The following is a 21,714-nucleotide window of genomic DNA, read 5'->3' on the forward strand; positions in this document are numbered from 1 at the left end:
GAGGACAAGTACATATTTGTAGTTGTCCTTTTCTGATATAAGGGGATCTTATGAAAAGAAAGAGAAGGGCGCTTTTTAAAGGAAGACATTTGCGGAGAAAAGATTTTAAAAGCAAAAAATATCGGAGCAGAAGGTACAGGAGAAAACAATTCGGACAGAAGAAGTTTTCTTTCAAACCGGACCGTTACATCGTTGCAGGCGTTTTCAAATGGATCTTTCAGATTGCAGTAGTCTGCTTGCTGGCATTTGTATCGGTATGGTATTTTGGACAGCGTGTCAGTGTAGTTGGCGATTCCATGAATCCGGTTCTGAAGAACGGAGATGTTGTACTGGTAAATCGGATTGTGTATAATGCTACGACACCGAAGCGGGGAGATATTATTGTCTTTAAACCAAAAGGAAATGAGAACGATCATTATTATACGAAGCGTATTGTCGGATTGCCGGGTGAGACGATCCAGATTATCGAGAATAATGTTTATATAGATGGAAAGAAACTGGAAGAAGATTACAAGACATCGAAGATCAGTGATGTCGGTATCGTAGGTGAGCAGATGAAACTTGCTTCCGATGAATATTTTGTCCTCGGAGATGACAGAGAGAACAGCGATGACAGCCGTGATGCAGATATCGGTAATGTGAAGCGCAGTTATATTTACGGAAAAGCGTGGTTTGTTGCGTTACCGAGAAAACATTTTGGATTTGTGAGGTAAAGATATATGCATTTTCAGTGGTACCCTGGTCATATGACGAAAGCAAAGCGTATGATGCAGGAAAATATTAAATTAATTGACCTTGTGATTGAGCTGGTAGATGCCAGAATCCCGATTTCCAGCCGGAATCCGGATATCGATGAACTAGGAAAGAACAAAGCAAGACTGGTTTTACTGAATAAAGCTGATCTTGCAGAAGATAAATGGAATGATGCGTGGGCAGAATATTTTAAAGCCAAAGGATACTCTGTTGTGAAGGTCAATTCCAAAAAAGGCGGCGGGATCAAGTCCATCCAGGGTGTGATCCGTGAAGCCTGCAAAGAAAAGATCGAACGCGACAGAAAGCGAGGAATCTTAAACCGTCCGGTACGTGCGATGGTTGTCGGCATCCCGAATGTCGGTAAATCTACATTTATCAATGCACTGGCAGGAAAAGCCTGTGCAAAGACAGGAAATAAACCGGGTGTCACAAAAGGCAAGCAGTGGATCCGCCTGAACAAGCAGGTGGAGCTTCTGGATACTCCGGGAATCCTCTGGCCAAAATTCGAAGACCAGGCAGTCGGACTCCGGCTTGCATTTATCGGTTCTATGAAGGATGAAATCTTAAATACAGAAGAACTGGCGGCAGAGCTTATTAAATTCCTCGGAACATATTATCCGGATGTTTTACCGGAAAAATATGCCGTAGAACCGGATGAAGATCCTTATGTAGTACTGCATCAGATTGCGAAGAACCGTAACTGTGTTGTCAGAGGAAATGAATTAAATACAGAGAAGGCAGCCATGCTGTTGTTAGATGATTTCCGTAACGGACGTCTTGGCAGACTGACACTGGAATATCCGGAGGGCGTATGTTAGATAATAAAGAAGAGAAGAAAAGCACAGGGCGTTCATTAATTGGATGGCTTTTATATCTGTTAGTGATCATCGGGCTTGCATATCTTATCGTAACATTTATAGGACAGCGTACAAAAGTCAGCGGACCTTCCATGCAGAATACACTTCATAATGGAGATAACCTGATCGTAGATAAGTTATCGTACCGTTTCCATGATCCGGAGAGGTATGATATTATTGTATTTCCGATCAAGTTTGAAGAAAATACATTTTATATCAAACGTATCATCGGACTGCCGGGCGAGACAGTGCAGGTAAAGGATGGTTACACATATATTAATGGAAAGAAACTGACCAGTGATATATACGGCAAAGAAGTGATGGATGAACCGGGAATTGCCGAAGAACCGGTAAAACTTGGAAAAGACGAGTATTTCGTGCTGGGAGATAACCGCAATGACAGTACGGACAGCCGTGATCCGGATGTCAGCGTACTGAAGAAAAATGATCTGATGGGAAGAGCGTGGCTTCGGATCTATCCGTTTAACAAATTCGGACTGCTCCGGCACAAGTAGCATATCTGCTGAAAACTGCCGACAGAAGGTTTCGCGGATAGATAACGGATGAAAGTTTTTTAGAAAGAGAGCATCCGGAAAGGGGTTTTAAGAATGGCAAAAGGAAAAGAAAAGGAGCGTTCAAAGAGCATGTTAAGAACGATTCTTGGATATATTTTATACATATTAGTGATCATCGGACTGACTTGGATGATCGTAACATTTGTAGGACAGAGAACAAGAGTCAGCGGACAGTCAATGGAGACGACACTGCAGGATAGAGACAATTTGATCGTAGATAAGATATCTTATCGTTTCCATGACCCGTCGCGCTATGATATTATCGTATTTCCATACAAATATGAAGAAAATACATTCTATATTAAACGAATTATCGGACTGCCGGGTGAGATTGTCCAGGTAAAGGATGGCTATACTTATATTAATGGAAAGAAATTAACCAGTGACATTTACGGAAGAGAAGTGATGGATGAACCGGGAATTGCCGAAGAACCAATTAAGCTTGGCTCCGATGAGTATTTTGTGCTGGGAGATAACCGTAATCACAGCCAGGACAGCCGTGATCCGTATGTTGGAGTATTGAAGCGGAGTGATCTGCTTGGAAGAGCATTTATCAGAATTTATCCGCTGAATAAGTTCGGAGTGATCAAACATGAATAAAAGAGAAGAAGAGAGACTGCGCAAGAAAGAAGAGAAGCTTAGAAAAGAGCTTGAGAGACTGGAAGTTATGTCCGCGTACGAGAAAGAATATGCGCAGTATACGCATATCTGCGGGATTGATGAAGTCGGACGTGGACCGCTTGCGGGTCCGGTAGTGGCGTGTGCAGTTGTGTTGCCAAAAGACGTTACGATATTATATCTCAATGATTCTAAGAAATTATCTGAGAAAAAAAGAGAATTACTCTATGATGAAATTATGGAAAAAGCTGTTGCGGTCGGGATCGGCGCGGTTGGTCCGGCAAGGATCGATGAGATCAATATTTTGCAGGCAACTTATGAAGCAATGCGGATGGCAATTGAGGATCTGACAGGAAAACTCGGAAAAAAGCCGGATCTGTTGCTCAATGATGCGGTGACGATTCCGGAAGTGGATATTCCACAGGTGCCGATCATCAAGGGAGATGCGAAGAGTATTTCCATTGCAGCGGCAAGTATCGTAGCGAAAGTCACAAGGGATCATCTGATGATTGAGTACGACCAGGTTCTGCCGGGGTATGATTTTGCAAAAAATAAAGGCTATGGAACAAAAGCGCATATTGCAGGCTTAAAAGAACTTGGAGCGACACCGATACACAGGAAAACATTTATTACACATTTTGTATAGGACAAAGATGAGGACAAGATCTGTTTATGAGAGAGAATAACAGAGCAATCGGAAGCAAATTTGAGAAAGAAGCCGGTGCATATCTTAAGAAGCACGGATATGAGATACTGGAATACAATTACAGATGCCGTGCAGGCGAGATTGATATTATCGCAAGAGACGGTGAATATCTTGTCTTCTGTGAAGTAAAGTACCGGAATGGTTCGTCCGGCGGACATCCGCTGGAGGCTGTTGATGTGAAGAAGCAGAGGACGATCGCACGATGTGCAGGAATTTATCTTATAAACCACGGATTATCTGAAGTACCATGTCGGTTTGATGTGATTGGAATTATGAATGACGAGATCTGTCTTGTAAAAAATGCATTTGAGGCGTATTAGGAGGAGCGATATGCTGGGATTCAAATATAAAAATGACGAACATATTTTTAATGAAAAGATAGTAAATGATGTGCCGTTTCTTTCGTACCCGCTGTTCGAAAATACTGGGATTGTAAATCATGGATTTTCTACAAGACTGGGTGGTGTCAGCAAAGGATGCTGGACATCTATGAATATCAGTATCACAAGAGGCGATGATCCGAAGGATGTGGAAATCAATAAGGAACGTATCGCAGGTGCAATCGGTGTACATAAGGAAGACTTTACCTACACACACCAGACACATACGACGAATGTTGCACGTGTCATGCCGGAGGATAAAGGCAGACATTTTATGGAGACAGACGGACTGGTTACAAATGTGCCGGGGATCTGCCTTGTAACATTTTACGCAGACTGTGTACCGCTTTTCTTTGTAGATCCGGTGAAGAAAGCGATTGGACTCAGCCATTCCGGATGGCGTGGTACAGTCGGCAAGATGGGAAAAGTAACAGTAGAGAAGCTTGTGAAAGAATTCGGCAGTGACCCGAAAGATATTCTCGCTGCGATCGGACCTTCGATCTGTCAGGACTGCTATGAAGTGAGCGAAGATGTAATTGAAAAATTTAAAGAAGCTTTTGATGCGTCACTCTGGGAAGAATTATTTTATAAAAAAGAAAATGGAAAATACCAGTTAAATCTGTGGCGTGCCAATGAGGCAGTCTTTGAAGAAGCCGGTATTTTAAAAGAACATATAGCGGTGACAAATCTCTGCACACACTGTAACCCGGATCTGCTGTTTTCACATAGAACAACAGGCAATGCGAGAGGCAATTTAAGTGCGTTCCTGGCATTACAAGAAGTGTAAGAGAAAGCATATGTAAGAAAAAGCATATATAAAAATATGCAGGAGGATAATAAAATCTATGGATGACACAACAAAAACGGTAGAAGCCGCAACAAAGACAACACAGGATACGGTTAAAGAAGTCAGTCAGTTTACGACATATCTGCAAAATCATATTCCCGATTTGATCTCTTTTGGAATAAAAGTAGTATTTGCACTTGTGTTTTTCTTTATTGGAAGAATTGTAATCCGCTGGATTCGCAAACTCGTACGCAAATCCATGCAGCGCTCAGGTGCTGACAAAGGTGTAGAACAATTCGTTGATTCACTTTTAAAGTTTTCATTATATTTTCTTCTGTTATTTATGATCGGAACGAAATTTGGAATCGATGCTTCTTCTGTAGCGGCATTGATCGCATCCGGTGGTGTGGCAATCGGCCTTGCCATGCAAGGAAGTCTTTCCAACTTTGCGGGTGGTGTATTGATCCTTCTCCTGAAGCCATTTGAAGTCGGGGATTACATTATTGAAGATACGAACAAAAATGAAGGAACTGTAAAAGAGATACAGATCTTTTACACGAAACTGACAACGATTGATAACAAGACAATTGTCATACCGAACGGGATACTGACGAATAACAGTCTGACCAATGCGACAGCGAAGGACGAGAGACGTCTGGATCTCAGGGTAGATATTTCCTATGATGCGGATCTTAAAAAGGCGAAAGCAATGATCATGGATGTGTTAAATAATGATCCGGCAGTGCTCCGAGAAGATGAGATTGTCGTATTTGTAGATGAACTGGGTGAAAGTTCTGTTGTTCTGGGTGCCCGTGCCTGGACGAAGAGTGCGGACTTCTGGCAGGCAAAATGGCGTATACTGGAGAACATTAAAGAGAAGATGGATGAGAACCAGATTGAGATTCCGTATCGCCAGCTGACCGTTCATATGAACAAAAACGCATAAGGACGAAGTCTGGAACAGATTTAAAAATTAGACTGGTTTGAAAATGAAAAAGCCGATTTGAAAATCAGTTTAAAATCGGTTTCGTAAAAAAGTTCTTGCAAAAGTAAAAAAATCAGGTATAATATAATTTGTGACTGCGAGTTGATGCAGTCCATGCTGGAATAGCTCAGTCGGTAGAGCACTTCACTCGTAATGAAGGGGTCGTCGGTTCAAGTCCGATTTCCAGCTTTTTTTATTATTTATTTTCAGAAGACTTACAGAGAATATATTTCAAAAACCAGAATATGCGATTCAGGATGAATTTGCGTGTTTGTAGAATAAGATATGTAGACAGGACCGTCACGTAGCAGTGAATGGTCCTTTTTGGTTGTTCTAATAACGGCGCCTGCACCGCCTCTCCAGAAGATTGATGAGCGAATAGAGGATAGTGGCAAGGATGCAGAGCAAAAGAATAGACATTAGAAGCCAATCCATTTTAAATACCTGACTTGCGTAGATAATCAGGTAACCAAGCCCTTCTTTGGCGGCAAGAAATTCGCCGATGATAACGCCGACCAGACAGAGCCCGATGTTGACTTTCATATTACTGATGATGGCAGGCAGTGAGCAGGGGAGAACGACTTTATACAGCGCATGAAAACGGCTGCCGCCAAGTGTGTAGATCAGCATCAGTTTCCCGGCATCTACGGTGTGGAAACTTGTATAAAGGTTTAAAATACTCCCGAAGATGGCAACAGACATTCCTGCAACAATGATCGTCGTTTTATTTGCACCGAGCCAGACAATCAGAAGCGGTGCAAGAGCAGATTTTGGAAGGCTGTTCAGCACGACCAAATAAGGATCTGCAATTTCTGAAAGCTTCGGGCTGAACCAGAGAAGAACTGCCATCAGGATACTGATGGCAATGACGAGTAGGAAGCTTAAGAGTGTTTCGTAAATCGTGACACCGATGTGCAGGAAAATGCTCCAGTCAGCAGCCATGCCGGCAAAGCACTGTACAATCTTTGACGGACTGCTGAAAATAAAAGAATCGATGATACCGACATTTGCAGTAAATTCCCAGATAAAGAGGAAACTTAGAAGAATCAGTATCCGGGAAATGTGTACAATGTGTTTATGCCTTCGTATTGTCCTAAGATAGTCCGCGTGTGTTCTGGATATTTCATACATTTGCATTCAGCTCCTCCCAGATCAGATTAAAATATGTTTTAAATTCGGGAGCATTGCGTCTTGCAAGCGGTGTATCCCGATCTAGGTCAAAGATAAGTGGAATCGTCTGCTGTATCGTTGCCGGTCTTCCGGATAAGACAATCACCCGGTCAGCAAGGGAAATTGCTTCTGAGAGATCATGGGTGACCAGAATGGCAGAATTGCCTTCTTTCCGTATGATCTGTCCGATATCATCCCCGACCTGGAGTCTGGTCTGGTAATCCAGCGCGGAGAATGGTTCATCCAGAAGCAGAAGATCCGGATCCAGTACGAGTGTGCGGATAAGAGCGGCACGTTGCCGCATGCCGCCGGACAGCTCAGAAGGTCGGGAATTTTTGAAATTTCCAAGACCGTAAAGATCCAGAAGTTCTCCGGCTTTCTCTTTTGTCTTTGCAGTCAGCATATGCTGTACTTCCAGTCCGAGGATGACATTATTGAAAATTGTCCGCCACTCGAACAGCTCATCATGCTGTAACATATATCCGATATTTGTCGTACTTTCCCGCATGTATTTGCCATTGATACGGATCAGCCCCTTTTCCGGAGACAGAAGACCGCAGATCACGGATAACAGGGTAGATTTGCCGCAGCCAGACGGTCCGACGATGGCGATAAATTCTCCTTTGGAAAGAGAAAAAGAAATATCGGCAAGCGCCGGTGTCTCTCCTTCCGGCGTGTGATAGGAATAATAAATGTGTCGAAGTTCAAGCACTTGTTCCATATTTTACAGACTCCGCACAGGAATTTAATATTAGTTTATGTAAATATAAGAAATAAGTGCAAGTATTTACTTGTCATAGGATTTCAGAAAAGCTATAATTTTGTAGTATGTTAAAACAACAGAGAGAAGGTAACTTATGAATTATCAGAAAGAACTGGACAAGACACTTGAAAAACTGACGAAGGAGGAGAGAGTTCCAAAACTTCTTCTGCACAGCTGTTGTGCACCATGCAGCAGCTATGTGCTGGAATATCTGAGCCAGTATTTTGAGATCACGGTTTTTTATTATAATCCGAATATTTATCCGGAGAGCGAATATACAAAAAGAATCTGGGAGCAGCAGAAGCTTATTGATGAGCTGCCTGCGAAGCATCCGATATCCTTTATGGCAGGTCCGTATGATAAGGAACGCTTTTATGAGATGGCAAGTGGTCTGGAGCATGTAAAAGAAGGAGGCGCACGTTGCATGAAGTGCTATGAGCTGCGCTTAAGGGAAGCGGCAAAGATCGCTAAAAATGCCGGGTTTGATTATTTTACAACGACACTCAGTATCAGCCCGCTTAAGAAAGCGGAGCGTTTAAATGAGATTGGACAGCGGTTGGGTGAAGAATACGAGGTGGAATATCTGTTATCTGATTTTAAGAAGAAAAATGGATACAAACGTTCCATCGAATTATCGAAAATATATGGACTATATCGACAAGATTATTGTGGATGTGAATTTTCCATGGAAAACCGTGACAAAATGTGATAAAATTATTTACAATATTTTTGTGAAAGGAAGTAGAGCTGATGGCACAATTATGGGGCGGGCGTTTCACCAAAGAAACAGACCAGCTTGTATATAACTTTAACGCATCGATTTCTTTTGATAAGAGATTCTATGCGCAGGATATGAAGGGCAGCATGGCACATGTCAGAATGCTGGCAAAACAGGGAATCCTGACCGAAGAAGAGAGAGACCAGATCCTTGATGGACTGAATGGAATTTTAAAAGATGTAGAAGAAGGAAGGCTTGAGATCACCTCTGAGTATGAAGATATTCACAGCTTCGTAGAGGCGGTACTGATCGACCGGATCGGTGATGCAGGAAAGAAGATGCATACCGGACGCAGCCGTAATGATCAGGTCGCATTAGATATGAAACTTTACACGAGAGATGAGATCAAAGAGCTTAATCATCTGGTGAAAGAGATGATGGAAGTACTTCTTGAGATCATGGAAGCACACCTTGACACTTATATGCCGGGCTTTACGCATTTACAGAAAGCACAGCCGATCACACTGGCACATCATATGGGCGCATATTTTGAGATGTTTAAGAGAGATCATGAGCGACTTATCGATATTGCGAAGAGAATGAATACCTGCCCGCTTGGTTCAGGAGCACTTGCAGGTACTACATACCCGCTGGATCGTGAGTATACAGCAGAACTGCTTGGCTTTGACGGACCGACACTTAATAGTATGGACGGTGTTTCCGACAGAGATTATCTGATCGAACTGTTATCTGCATTGTCTACGATCATGATGCATTTATCCAGATTTTCAGAGGAAGTGATCATCTGGAATACCAATGAATATAAGTTTGTGGAGATTGATGATGCATACAGCACCGGAAGCAGTATTATGCCACAGAAAAAGAATCCGGATATTGCAGAACTTGTAAGAGGTAAGACCGGAAGAGTGTATGGAGCACTTAATTCGTTCCTTACAACGATGAAGGGAATCCCGCTTGCATATAATAAGGACATGCAGGAAGACAAGGAATGGGTATTTGATGCGATCGATACAACAAAGGGCTGTCTTGCTTTATTTACAGGAATGTTAAAGACCATGCAGTTCAATAAAGAGCGCATGGCAGAGAGTGCAAGACATGGGTTTACCAATGCGACGGATGCGGCAGATTATCTGGTAAATCACGGAGTTCCGTTCAGAGATGCACACGGTATTGTCGGAAGACTGGTACTTCTGTGTATCGAGAAGAAGATCGCACTGGATGCTCTTCCGTTAGATGAGTACAAGGAGATCTGCCCGGTATTTGAAGAAGATATTTATGAAGCTATCAGCTTAAAGACTTGTGTAAATAAGCGTCTGACGATCGGTGCGCCGGGACACGATGCAATGGCACAGGTAATAAAGATCTGTCAGGATTATCTGTCAGCATATGAAGATGGTGTAAGTGAATAGAGAGAATTAAAGAAGGAGAGAAAAGATGGAACAGAAGTTAAAAGTAGGAATCTTAGGAGCAACAGGTATGGTAGGACAGCGCTTTATTTCTCTGCTGGAAAATCACCCTTGGTTTGAAGTAGTAAAAGTAGCAGCAAGCCCGAGATCTGCAGGAAAGACATACGAAGAGGCAGTTGGCGGACGTTGGAAGATGGACACACCGATGCCGGAAGCAGTAAAGAAACTGGTTGTTGCCAATGTTAACGAAGTGGAGAAAGTAGCTGCTGATGTAGATTTTGTATTTAGTGCTGTAGATATGACAAAAGACGAGATCCGTGCGATCGAGGAAGCATATGCGAAGACAGAGACACCGGTTGTTTCCAACAACAGTGCACACCGCTGGACAAAGGACGTACCGATGGTAGTACCAGAGATCAATGCAGCTCATTTTGAACTGATCAACGACCAGAAGAAACGTCTTGGGACAACAAGAGGATTCATCGCAGTAAAACCAAACTGCTCTATCCAGAGTTATACACCTTGCCTTGCAGCATGGAAAGAATTCGGACCAAAGGAAGTTGTTGCAACAACATACCAGGCAATTTCCGGAGCAGGTAAGACATTCAAAGACTGGCCGGAGATGGTGGAGAACATTATCCCTTATATCGGCGGAGAAGAAGAGAAGAGTGAGCAGGAGCCACTTCGTGTTCTCGGAACATATGAGAATGGACAGATCACACTTGCCGAGTCACCGAAGATTACATGCCAGTGCTTACGTGTACCGGTTCTTAACGGACATACAGCAGCAGTGTTTATCAATTTTGAGAAGAAGCCTACAAAGGAACAGCTTATCGAGAAGCTTGTAAACTTCAAAGGATTCCCACAGGAAGCAGAACTTCCGAGTGCTCCGAAGCAGTTCATCCAGTATCTGGAAGAGGACAACCGTCCGCAGGTAAAAATGGACGTAGATTACGAGAATGGAATGGGCGTATCCATCGGGCGTCTCAGAGAAGACAGCATGTTCGATTATAAGTTTGTTGGTCTGTCTCACAACACAGTCAGAGGAGCAGCAGGTGGAGCTGTGCTCTGCGCAGAAGCACTTACAGCCAAGGGATACATTCAGGCGAAATAATGATACCAGAGCCAAAAAGTCTGAAGCCACAGGAGCTTGCTCATAAGTGGCTGTAAGACTTTGGGGCTCGCCCCAATATGAGCATAAAAGTGGGATTTTAATCCCGCGATATGCGAATAGTGGGTAGGATTACGGGAGTGCGTTAGCACATAGTAATCCGTTGGTATCATAAGATATACCAGAGATGCATAAAAGGAAGGCGAGCCGGGACACAATCGGGCTTACGCCTTCCTTTCTTGTCCGTCCGGGCAGAATGTGGTATGATAGAAAACATACGAAAGTAGGATGTAATCTTGTGGGAGCATGCAGAATACAGAAATAATCACGCACAGACAGGAAGGGATGAGAGGACATGAAAAAAGAAATTTTGAATTATACACAGAACCGGGAGCTTTCCTGGCTGGAATTTAATAAACGGGTACTGGAAGAAGCAAGAGATATTACCGTTCCGCTTCTGGAGCGAATGAAATTCGTAGCGATTTTCACAAGCAATCTGGATGAATTTTTCATGATCCGAGTCGGAAGTCTGTTTGATATGGCACATACAGATGCGCAGGCAACGGACAGCCGGTCTGGCATGACACCGATGGAACAGCTTGAGAAGATTTACGCTGCGGTGGCACCGCTTTACAAAGAGCGTGATAAGACCTATGCTGACATCAAGAGTCAGTTGAGTCCTTACGGTGTGTGCGGGCTGGATTTTAAAGAGTTAGACCAGCAGGAAAGAAAATATGTGAAGAAATATTTCAAAGAACAGGTTCTTCCGGTATTGTCTCCGCAGATTGTGGATGCGAATCATCCGTTCCCACATCTTCTGAATAAAGAAATCTATGTAACGGCAAGTCTTACACAGAAAGACAAAAAGAATAAAGTGCATATGGGTATCGTTCCGATTCCGCAGTTTATTTCCGATATTTTATATTTACCAGGCAAGGATATCCGTTATATCCGCATGGAAAAAGTGATTATGGAATATCTGGATCTTGTCTTTACCCGGTATGACATTTCCGATGCAAACTACATCTGCGTGACAAGAAATGCAGACGTTGCGCCGGATGATGAGGCACTGGAAGTAACGGACGATTTCCGCAAACTTATGAAGAGCACCCTGCATAAGAGAAGAAAAATGGCAGTGGTACGCCTGGAAGTAGCTGAGAAATTAAGCGAAGATATGCAGGCATTTTTCTGCGAGAAATTCCAGATCACTCCGGATCAGATTTTCCGGACAAAGATGCCGATGAAGCTGGCATATATTTTTGCAATTAGCGGAAAATTACCGGAGCCATTGAAGAAAGCGTTGATCTATCCGCCGTTTTTACCACAGCCGTCTGCGGCAGTAGAAGATGGCAGTATCATGCGTCAGATCCGGAAGAAAGACCTGTTATTATTCTATCCATATGAAAGTATGCAGCCTTTCCTGAATCTCATCAAAGAAGCATCGACAGATCCGAATGTGCTGACGATCAAGATTACGATCTATCGTCTGGCAAGTAAGGCGAGACTGGTAGAATATTTGTGTGCTGCAGCAGAGAATGGCAAAGAAGTTACCGTTCTCATTGAGCTGAGGGCAAGATTTGACGAGCAGAATAATATTGACTGGTCTGAGCGTCTCGAAGAAGCCGGATGCCGTGTAATCTATGGATTTGAAAATTACAAAGTCCATTCCAAAATCTGCCTGATCACTTACCGGAACCGTGGAGATATCCAGTATATTACCCAGGTAGGAACCGGTAATTATAACGAGAAGACAGCAACAATGTACACCGATCTGTCTCTGATAACAGCAGATCCGGCTATTGGAAAAGATGCGTCTGCATTTTTCAATAATATGGCGACGGGCAATCTGGATGGTCATTATACGTATCTGATCGTCTCACCGACCAGCCTGAAGCAGAAAATTCTTATAATGATGGATGAGGAGATTAAAAAAGGCGTAAAAGGACGCATCGTGATGAAGATGAATTCCGTCACAGATGTTGATTTTATTAAGAAAGTATCTAAGGCTTCCTGTGCCGGTGTAAAAGTAGATCTCCTCGTGCGCGGTATCTGCTGTATTCTTCCGGGTGTACCGGGATATACAGAAAATGTGCGCGTGATGAGCGTTGTCGGACGCTTTCTGGAACATCCGCGCATTTTCAGCTTTGGAACCGGAAAAGAACAGAAGATCTATATCGGTTCGGCAGATATGATGACGAGAAACACAGAAAAACGTGTAGAAGTTGCGTGTCCGGTGCTGGATGAAGAGATTAAGAAAATTATTAATCATGATTTAAAAGTGATGTTAAGTGATAATATCAAAGCGCGTATTTTACAGAAAGATGGCACTTACAGAAAGAGAGAACTGACAGAACCATATATTGATTCACAGGCAGTTTTCATGGACGAGATGATTCGGGCGGCAGAGAAAACAAAAGAACGACCGAAGAAGAAAAAAGGTCTTTTATCAAAGATAAAAAATATATTTCACTAGGAGTTAGATAAGATATATGGGGAAATCATTATATATCGCGGAGAAACCAAGTGTGGCGCAGGAATTTGCCAAAGCACTGAATATTTTTGCAAAGAGAAAAGACGGATATCTGGAATCGGAAGAAGCCGTTGTAACGTGGTGCGTTGGGCATCTTGTTACAATGAGTTATCCCGAAGAGTATGATCCGTCACTGAAAAGGTGGAGCCTTGAGACTCTGCCTTTTATTCCGCAGGAATTCAAATACGAAGTAATCCCGGGTGTTGCAAAACAGTACCGGATCGTGGCAGGGTTATTAAACAGAGCGGATGTGGATACAATCTATGTCTGTACCGACTCCGGGCGAGAAGGAGAATATATTTACCGCCTGGTGGAGCAGCAGGCACAGGTGACCGGCAAGAAAAGGCTTCGTGTGTGGATTGATTCGCAGACAGAGGAAGAGATATTAAGAGGGATCAGAGAAGCAAAAGACCTCTCCGAGTATGATAATCTGTCGGCGTCCGCTTATCTTCGCGCGAAGGAAGACTATCTGATGGGAATTAATTTTTCCAGACTGCTGACACTGAAATACGGGAACAGTATTTCCAGTTACCTGAATACAAAATATTCCGTGATATCGGTAGGACGTGTCATGACGTGCGTCCTCGGAATGGTCGTGCGCAGAGAGCGGGAGATCCGTGAGTTTGTGGAGACGCCATTTTACCGTGTGCTCAGTGCGATCGGGGAGAGCGGACAGACATTCGAGGGAGAATGGCGCGCCGTGAAGGGCTCCCGCTATTTTGAATCCTTTGATCTTTATAAGGAAAATGGTTTCAAAGAAAAAGACAAAGCAGAGGCGCTCATTCAGTATTTAAAAGAAAATAATGAACCACTGACCTGTCAGATCACTTCCATTGAGAAGAAAAAGGAAAAGAAGAATCCGCCGCTTCTCTATAACCTGGCGGAGCTCCAGAATGAATGTTCCAAAAGATTCAAAATCAGCCCGGATGAGACACTCAGAATCGTGCAGGAATTATACGAGAAGAAGTTGGTTACATATCCGAGAACGGATGCCCGTGTCCTCTCAACAGCAGTGGCAAAAGAGATCCACAAGAACTTAAACGGGCTGATGAAATATGACGTTGCCGTTCCATATCTGAAAGAAATCGTATCCTTCGGTTCCCATAAAGGACTGGAGAAGACAAGGTATGTAAATGACAAACAGATCACAGATCACTATGCAATTATTCCGACCGGACAGGGTATGGGGGCGTTGAATGGTTTATCCCATCTGTCCAAACAGGTGTATGAAGTGATCGTGCGACGTTTCTTGAGTATTTTCTATCCACCGGCTGTATACCAGAAAGTTGCGATTGTGACGAAAATCAAGGAAGAGTCCTTTTTCTCCAGTTTCAAAGTACTGGCAGAAGAAGGATATCTGAAAGTCGCAGGCAATCCGGCGAAGAAAAAAGCAAAGACAAATAACGCCGACAGTCCGGATGACGGACAAAACGATGGACAGATGGAGGCGGATGTAAACTTTTTTGAGAAGATCAAGACGTTAAAAAAGGGTATGTCTCTCCCGGTACAGGCGTTAGACATCAAAGAGGGAAAGACATCACCGCCGAAGCGTTACAATTCCGGTTCACTGATTCTTGCAATGGAAAATGCGGGGCAGTTGATCGAAGATGAGGAACTGCGTGCACAGATTAAAGGAAGCGGAATCGGAACAAGTGCAACAAGGGGAGAGATTTTAAAAAAATTATTTAACATCAAATATTTATCTCTTAATAAAAAGACGCAGATCGTAACTCCGTCCATGCTCGGAGAGATGGTATATGACGTTGTGCAGAATTCCATCCGTTCACTCCTTAACCCGGAACTGACCGCAAGCTGGGAAAAAGGACTCAACTATGTTGCGGAAGGTGACATCACTTCCGAAGAATATATGCAGAAGCTGGATCATTTTATCGTCAGTCGCACCGAGGGTGTGCGCGGACTCAGAAATCAGAGCCAGCTCAGAAACTGCTATGATAAGATCGCGCAGTTTTATAAGAAGACGAATAAAGGTAAATGATTTGCCAGCTACTTAAGAACGTGGTATGCTGATACAAAAGAGAGATTACTGTAAAGGAGAAAAGAAACAAATGAAAGAAATAACAGTGAAGGAGTTATACACACTGGATGAGACAATCGCAAAAAATCTTTTTGAAGGTGTGACATATCCATGGGAAGTGCTGCCGAAGATCAGTGCTTTCATTCTGGAACTGGGAAAAACATTACCGGAAGAGGAATATGACAAAGTAGGAGAGGACGTATGGATCGCCAAATCAGCGAATGTATTTCCATCTGCTTATGTACACGGACCTGCGATCATCGGAAAGAACGCAGAAGTCAGACACTGTGCATTTATTCGTGGAAATGCGATTGTAGGTGAAGGTGCGGTTGTCGGAAACTCTACAGAGCTTAAAAACGTTATCCTGTTCAATAAAGTACAGGTACCGCATTACAATTATGTCGGTGATTCGATTCTTGGCTACAAGTCACACATGGGAGCCGGTTCTATTACATCCAATGTAAAATCAGACAAGAAACTGGTTGTTGTGAAGACACCGAAAGAAAATATCGAGACCGGAATCAAGAAATTCGGCGCTATGGTCGGAGACGAAGTAGAAGTCGGATGTGGATCCATCCTGAATCCGGGAAGTGTGATCGGAAGCCACACCAATATTTACCCGCTTTCCAGCGTGCGCGGTTATGTGCCGGCAAACAGCATTTACAAAAAGCAGAATGAAGTGGTTGAGAAATACGAAGATTAATGATAGGGAGGACCAGATATGGACGACAGATATGTATCATTTGAAATTGCGAAAACAAAACACATTGCACTGGTAGCACACGACGGAAAGAAAAAAGAAATTGTAGATTGGTGTGACAGAAATAAAGACATCCTGAAAAATCATTTCTTATGCGGAACAGGAACAACAGCCAGACTGATCGCAGAGAAGACCGGGCTTCCGGTGAAAGCTTACAACAGTGGTCCGTTAGGCGGAGACCAGCAGATCGGTGCCAAGATCGTAGAAGGACAGATTGACTTCATGGTATTCCTCTGGGATCCGTTAGAGGCACAGCCGCACGATCCGGATGTAAAGGCATTGCTTAGAATTGCCGTCGTTTATGACATCCCGGTTGCAAATAACCTTGCAACAGCAGATTTCATGCTGCAGTCCAAATATATGTCTGAAAGCTACAGCCGTACGGTTGAGAACTTCAACAAGACGATCCAGGACCGCGTGAATCAGATGAAGTAATGATATGAGCATGAAAGTGGGATTTTAAGACCACGATATGCGAATAGAGAGAGGGATTGTGAGAGTGCGAAGCATGGAACAATCTACAAGTATTATAGCGTAAAGATTATATAGAATAAAAAACAGCCATCATGCAGGAAACATTGTTATAAATACAATGTTATAAATACAATATTACTTGCAAGGTGGTTGTTTTTTACTGCCATAGTATCTGAGAAATCTGCCAGTGTCAGGTTTTACAGATATTGATAAGGTGAAAGAAAGAAAATTTATTGACAAGTACACAGTTGCTGTGATATTCTATGAAAAGAAATTAAAACTTTAATACTTTAAAGCGTAACGCTTTAAAGCGACAAGTGAAACGGAGTTAGTAAAAAAACAGGTGAAAGATAGGAATTGAGAAGCTAACCTCTGCTTAAAAAGGAACGAGAGAAACAAAAGTAAAAAGAAAGATGAGGGTTTATTATGGGAATCAAGATTGTACTTCTTGTATTATTCTTCGCTGTGATGGTGGCGGTAGGTGTATACTCAAGAAAGCATGCAACCAGTGTTGACGGATTTGTTCTTGGAGGAAGGTCAGTAGGACCGTGGCTGACTGCTTTCGCATATGGAACATCCTACTTCTCGGCAGTTGTATTTGTCGGCTATGCAGGACAGTTCGGATGGAAATACGGACTTGCAAGTACATGGATCGGACTTGGCAATGCGATTATCGGAAGTTTGCTGGCATGGGTTGTATTGGGAAGACGAACCAAAGTTATGACGCAGCATCTGAATGTCAAGACAATGCCGGATTTCTTCGGAGAGAGATACGGAAGTAAGGCACTGAAAATTACTGCATCAGCAATCGTATTTATTTTCCTTGTACCGTATACAGCGTCCGTATACAACGGATTATCCAGACTGTTCGGAATGGCATTTAACATTCCATATACATACTGCGTTCTCGGAATGGCAGCATTTACAGCAGTGTATGTTATCCTCGGAGGCTATATGGCGACAGCGATTAACGATTTCATCCAGGGAATCATCATGTTAGGCGGAATTATCGGAGTTATCGGAGCTGTTCTTAGCGGACAGGGAGGGTTTATCCAGGCCATTCGCAAGATGGCAGAGATTCCAAGTGATGTACCTGTGACGATGGGACAGCCGGGCGCATTTACATCCTTTTTCGGACCGGATCCGCTGAACCTGTTAGGCGTTGTAATCCTGACATCCCTCGGAACATGGGGACTGCCGCAGATGATCGGTAAATTCTACGCGATCAAAGACGAGAAAGCAATCAATACAGGAACTGTGATATCTACATTATTTGCAGTTGTGATCTCCGGAGGATGTTATTTCCTCGGAGGATTCGGACGATTATTTGACAATGCATCTATTTACGATGAGGCAGGAAATGTCGTCTTTGACAGTATCGTTCCTTATATGCTGTCTACGTTACCGGACATCCTGATCGGAATTGTGATCGTACTTGTCTTATCCGCATCCATGTCCACGCTGGCATCACTCGTACTGACATCCAGTTCTACACTGACACTGGATTTCTTAAAAGACAATGTTATGAAAAATATGAGCGAGAAGAAGCAGGTGCGGACGATGCAGGTACTGATCGTATTCTTCATCGTGCTTTCCGTAGCAATCGCATTAGATCCACCGACCTTTATCGCACAGCTTATGGGAATTTCCTGGGGCGCACTAGCCGGAGCATTTCTGGCACCGTTCTTATATGGATTGTATTGGAAACGAGTTTCCAAAGCGGCTGTATGGGCAAGCTTCGTTGCAGGTGTCGGTATTACCGTATCGAACATGTTTATCGGCTACATTGCTTCACCAATCAATGCAGGAGCGATCGCGATGATCGCAGGACTTATCATTGTGCCGATAGTGAGCGCATTATCACCGAAACCGGATATCGGAAAGGTGGATCAGATTTTTGAATGTTACGATGAAAAAGTCGTGATAACGAAAAAACGCTCGTTGGAGGCAAAATAAGACACAATCTAATACAATAAATTAAAAAACATCAAGGGAAGTGATTAAATTTACCACTTCCCTTTTTAATGTAGCTGTGTTAGTATAAGTGAGTGTTAAAAATAAACAACTAAATTGATGATTATTATTCAATGAGTTTTGTATAGAAGGAGAGGTAATACACATGAAAAATTATGAAAAATATCAGCGGTCTTATTTTATGCCGCCGGAGGTCACATACGATTGGGCAAAGAAAGATCACATTGAAAAACCACCGATCTGGTGCAGCGTTGACTTACGTGACGGTAACCAGGCACTGATCGAGCCAATGAGTCTGGAAGAGAAGTTAGAGTTCTTTCAGATGCTTGTAGATATCGGATTCAAAGAGATTGAGGTCGGATTCCCGGCAGCATCTGAGACAGAGTACCAGTTCATGCGCACATTGATCGAGAGAAATATGATTCCGGATGATGTTACCGTACAGGTACTGACACAGGCAAGAGAACATATTATCAAGAGAACATTTGAAGCAGTTAAAGGTGCTCCACATGCAGTTGTACATCTTTATAATTCTACATCTGTTGCACAGAGAGAACAGGTATTTAAGAAAAGCAAAGAAGAAATTAAGAAGATTGCAGTAGATGGTGCAGAGTTATTGTTAAAACTGGCAAACGAGACAGATGGTAACTTCACATTCCAGTATAGCCCGGAGAGTTTCCATGGAACAGAAGTAGATTATGCAGTAGAAGTTTGTAATGCAGTATTGGATGTATGGAAACCTACAGCTGACAACAAAGCGATCATCAATATTCCGACAACCGTAGAGAATGCGATGCCACATACATTTGCATGTCAGTTAGAGTATGTAAATAAACATTTGAAATACAGAGATGATGTTATTCTTTGCTTACATCCACATAACGACCGTGGATGCGGTGTTGCAACAGCAGAGCTTGGAATGTTGGCAGGAGCAGACAGAATCGAAGGAACTTTATTTGGAAATGGAGAGCGTACCGGTAACGTAGATATTGTAACTATGGGTATGAACATGTACTCACAGGGTGTGGATCCGGGACTGGATTTCTCTAATATGAAAGAGATCCGCGAGACATACGAGAGACTGACAAGAATGCACGTTTACGAGCGTCAGCCATATGCCGGAGATCTTGTATTTACAGCATTTTCAGGATCTCACCAGGATGCGATCGCCAAAGGAATGCAGTGCAGAGAAGAGAGCAAGAGCAATCTGTGGACAGTTCCGTATCTGCCGATCGATCCGAGGGATGTCGGAAGAGAGTACGATTCCGATGTTATCCGTATCAACAGCCAGTCCGGTAAGGGTGGAGTCAACTACATCCTGAAACAGAGCCACGGCATCAACCTGCCACAGCAGATGCGTGCAGAGGTCGGATACCTTGTAAAAGACGTATCCGACAAGGCGCACAAAGAGTTGAGTCCGGAATGGGTATATCAGATCTTCTCTGATAACTACATTAATACAAAACCAGTATTCCATGTAGACGAGTGCCATTTCAAACAGACGGATGGAATTACTGCAGAAGTAACGATCAATCACCAGAATGAGAACCGCACGATCACAGCAATGGGTAACGGACGTCTGGACGCTGTCAGCAACGCACTGAAACAGTATTTCAACGTCAGCTATGAACTGAGCTTCTATGAAGAACATTCTCTGACAAAGGGATCTTCTTCCAAAGCTGTTGCTTATGTCGGAATCCTCTGCAACGGCAAGCCATTCTGGGGCGTTGGTATCGATGCAGATATCATCAAAGCATCTATCGAAGCGCTGACAGTTGCAGTCAACAAGCTGGAAGATATTGGGAGCGCCGATACATGCAAAGATGCAAGAATGATCGAGATTATGAATTATATTCAGGCAAATTATATTGATGTGACACTGGATGATCTGGCAGAGAAATTCTACCTGTCCAAGCCATATATTTCCAAATATATTAAGGAAAAATCCGGCATGACATTTGGCGAACTGGTAAAGAAAATCCGCATGAAAAAAGCAAAAGCATTACTCAAGAGCAGCAATATGACCGTTGAAAATATTGCACTCACAGTCGGCTATCAGAACGTGGAGCATTTCAACCGTATGTTCAAGAAAGCTTACAACATGACACCGATTCAGTTCCGCAATCAGAAATAATTAAGAAGAGAATAAAATGAGAAAATAAGATGAAGCACCGCTTTCAGTTGTTCCGTAAAAGGACATGGGAGAGGTGCTTTTTAATTGTCATAGTATCCGGAGGAAGCTTCCAGTGGCAGATTCCGTAAGTAAAACTTCCAAATGCAACAAAACTTTGCTATACTTACAGTAATGATAAGCTTTAATTAAAGAAAGATAATAATATAAACAGCACGACAGCAGGGCGATTTCTGAATACATGAAACAGAATTTCCCTGCTGTTTTTAAAAACTTTGAAATTATATGTCACAAAGTGGAGCTGTGGATTGTTACTATATATGTAAGATAAATTATCCGGACGTGGTTGGATGAAAGAAAAGGGGTGGTAATGCTCGGAACTGAAGCTAGTTTATAAAAGGGATCTCTACAAAATCAGGTAAAAGTGAAACAAAAAATTACAGAAGTATAATTTGATGGGATATTCACTTTCATATACCAAAAATGATGATTTCGATAGTGTTGAGGATATTTTGCGTAGAATAACTGCGCATTTTGAGAACGGCTATATTATAAGCAAGTAAAGGGGGAAAACAAATGATAGACATCTTACATTCATACCCAACATGGGTAGTAATTATATCCACATACATTATAGTAGATTTATTATATCTATTTATATTTAGCGGGTATCTAAAGAAAACGAACGGAACAATTGCTAATAAAAAAATATTTTGGACAAAATGTGTAATTACTAATATATGCTCAGCATTTTTACTCCCCGTATTAATGTCTTCAGTATACATTTTTGGTTATATTGATATTTTGAATGATAAACTAATGAATCTTTGGTATATAAATATAGAATATCCAATTGAAAGCTACTACATATATTTCAAAGCTGTTACATTTGTATGGGTTCTTATAGGATTTGTAATTACTATATTTGTTATTTACCGGATTGCCAGACGCTGGATATTT

The 21,714-nt window shown here is 42.6% G+C and carries 21 protein-coding genes and 1 tRNA gene; 19 read left to right on the forward strand and 3 right to left on the reverse strand.

The features are described 5' to 3' along the window. Positions 1–50 precede the first annotated feature (50 nt). The 9 genes from lepB (H8S07_RS05780) to H8S07_RS05820 all read left to right on the forward strand — a co-directional run bounded on the left by lepB (H8S07_RS05780) (position 51) and on the right by H8S07_RS05820 (position 5,850). Entirely contained in the window at positions 51–713 is a 663-nt protein-coding gene (gene lepB, locus H8S07_RS05780; RefSeq protein WP_118288515.1) for a signal peptidase I, read from the forward strand. Between the two features lie 6 nt (positions 714–719). After that, a complete protein-coding gene (ylqF, locus tag H8S07_RS05785) occupies positions 720–1,571 on the forward strand; it encodes a ribosome biogenesis GTPase YlqF (protein ID WP_021859799.1) in 852 nt (283 codons plus the stop codon). Beyond that, the gene (gene lepB / locus H8S07_RS05790) at positions 1,565–2,125 is read left to right on the forward strand and encodes a signal peptidase I (RefSeq protein WP_186855634.1); all 561 of its coding nucleotides are present in this window, start codon (positions 1,565–1,567) and stop codon (positions 2,123–2,125) included. Before ylqF ends, lepB (H8S07_RS05790) begins: the two co-directional genes overlap by 7 nt. A 93-nt stretch (positions 2,126–2,218) precedes the next feature. After that, positions 2,219–2,785: a signal peptidase I gene (lepB, locus tag H8S07_RS05795; RefSeq protein ID WP_118660408.1), complete on the forward strand. Its 567-nt coding sequence runs from the start codon at positions 2,219–2,221 to the stop codon at positions 2,783–2,785. After that, positions 2,778–3,449, forward strand: a complete 672-nt coding sequence (locus tag H8S07_RS05800) for a ribonuclease HII (protein WP_118288513.1) — start codon at positions 2,778–2,780, stop codon at positions 3,447–3,449. Before lepB (H8S07_RS05795) ends, H8S07_RS05800 begins: the two co-directional genes overlap by 8 nt. Positions 3,450–3,475: 26 nt before the next feature. Then, a complete protein-coding gene (locus tag H8S07_RS05805; protein ID WP_021861164.1) occupies positions 3,476–3,829 on the forward strand; it encodes a YraN family protein in 354 nt (117 codons plus the stop codon). A 10-nt stretch (positions 3,830–3,839) separates the two neighbouring features. Continuing rightward, entirely contained in the window at positions 3,840–4,676 is an 837-nt protein-coding gene (pgeF, locus tag H8S07_RS05810) for a peptidoglycan editing factor PgeF (RefSeq protein WP_186855635.1), read from the forward strand. Between the two features lie 58 nt (positions 4,677–4,734). Then, entirely contained in the window at positions 4,735–5,622 is an 888-nt protein-coding gene (locus H8S07_RS05815) for a mechanosensitive ion channel family protein (RefSeq protein ID WP_186855636.1), read from the forward strand. Between the two features lie 155 nt (positions 5,623–5,777). Next, positions 5,778–5,850 (forward strand) — tRNA-Thr (locus tag H8S07_RS05820). Between the two features lie 144 nt (positions 5,851–5,994). On the opposite strand, the gene H8S07_RS05825 is transcribed toward H8S07_RS05820, so the two are convergent. Continuing rightward, positions 5,995–6,792 (reverse strand): ABC transporter permease, encoded by a 798-nt coding sequence (locus tag H8S07_RS05825; RefSeq protein ID WP_408640166.1) that lies wholly within the window; start codon positions 6,790–6,792, stop codon positions 5,995–5,997. Next, positions 6,785–7,552, reverse strand: a complete 768-nt coding sequence (locus H8S07_RS05830; RefSeq protein WP_021861160.1) for an ABC transporter ATP-binding protein — start codon at positions 7,550–7,552, stop codon at positions 6,785–6,787. The genes H8S07_RS05825 and H8S07_RS05830 overlap by 8 nt, the downstream gene beginning before the upstream one ends. Before the next feature lie 136 nt (positions 7,553–7,688). Here H8S07_RS05830 and H8S07_RS05835 point away from each other — a divergent pair, with 136 nt between their 5' ends. Genes H8S07_RS05835 through asd form a run of 3 tightly spaced genes read left to right on the forward strand, consistent with a single transcriptional unit; the run spans position 7,689 to position 10,853 of the window. Beyond that, entirely contained in the window at positions 7,689–8,303 is a 615-nt protein-coding gene (locus H8S07_RS05835) for an epoxyqueuosine reductase QueH (protein ID WP_117537256.1), read from the forward strand. Between the two features lie 41 nt (positions 8,304–8,344). Beyond that, entirely contained in the window at positions 8,345–9,742 is a 1,398-nt protein-coding gene (argH, locus tag H8S07_RS05840; protein ID WP_186855637.1) for an argininosuccinate lyase, read from the forward strand. Between the two features lie 25 nt (positions 9,743–9,767). Next, complete coding sequence (gene asd, locus H8S07_RS05845) at positions 9,768–10,853, forward strand: aspartate-semialdehyde dehydrogenase (protein WP_021861157.1); 1,086 nt, start codon at positions 9,768–9,770, stop codon at positions 10,851–10,853. Here asd and H8S07_RS15020 read toward each other — a convergent pair. Further along, on the reverse strand, positions 10,841–11,023 hold the full coding sequence (locus H8S07_RS15020; RefSeq protein ID WP_117537410.1) for a hypothetical protein: 183 nt from the start codon (positions 11,021–11,023) through the stop codon (positions 10,841–10,843). The genes asd and H8S07_RS15020 overlap by 13 nt on opposite strands. A gap of 182 nt (positions 11,024–11,205) precedes the next feature. Here H8S07_RS15020 and ppk1 point away from each other — a divergent pair, with 182 nt between their 5' ends. From ppk1 to H8S07_RS14300, 7 genes are all read left to right on the forward strand, one after another. Beyond that, positions 11,206–13,323, forward strand: coding sequence for a polyphosphate kinase 1 (ppk1, locus tag H8S07_RS05850; RefSeq protein ID WP_186855638.1), 2,118 nt, complete (start codon positions 11,206–11,208; stop codon positions 13,321–13,323). Positions 13,324–13,339: 16 nt separating this feature from the next. Then, positions 13,340–15,376 carry a DNA topoisomerase gene (locus H8S07_RS05855; protein ID WP_117537253.1) on the forward strand — a complete coding sequence of 679 codons (2,037 nt, stop codon included), beginning with the start codon at positions 13,340–13,342 and terminating at the stop codon, positions 15,374–15,376. 70 nt (positions 15,377–15,446) lie between these two features. Beyond that, positions 15,447–16,118 (forward strand): acyltransferase, encoded by a 672-nt coding sequence (locus H8S07_RS05860; protein WP_186855639.1) that lies wholly within the window; start codon positions 15,447–15,449, stop codon positions 16,116–16,118. 18 nt (positions 16,119–16,136) lie between these two features. Further along, positions 16,137–16,610, forward strand: coding sequence for a methylglyoxal synthase (locus H8S07_RS05865; protein WP_117537252.1), 474 nt, complete (start codon positions 16,137–16,139; stop codon positions 16,608–16,610). Positions 16,611–17,075: 465 nt separating this feature from the next. Further along, positions 17,076–18,605 carry a sodium:solute symporter family protein gene (locus tag H8S07_RS05870; protein WP_186855640.1) on the forward strand — a complete coding sequence of 510 codons (1,530 nt, stop codon included), beginning with the start codon at positions 17,076–17,078 and terminating at the stop codon, positions 18,603–18,605. Positions 18,606–18,768: 163 nt separating this feature from the next. Beyond that, positions 18,769–20,757, forward strand: coding sequence for a 2-isopropylmalate synthase (locus H8S07_RS05875; RefSeq protein WP_021861151.1), 1,989 nt, complete (start codon positions 18,769–18,771; stop codon positions 20,755–20,757). Between the two features lie 573 nt (positions 20,758–21,330). After that, positions 21,331–21,714 (forward strand): hypothetical protein (locus tag H8S07_RS14300; RefSeq protein ID WP_207722396.1); only part of this gene is annotated, 384 nt, incomplete at its 3' end.

This window comes from Dorea hominis, from assembly GCF_014287705.1.
GTDB lineage: Bacteria > Bacillota > Clostridia > Lachnospirales > Lachnospiraceae > Dorea_D > Dorea_D hominis.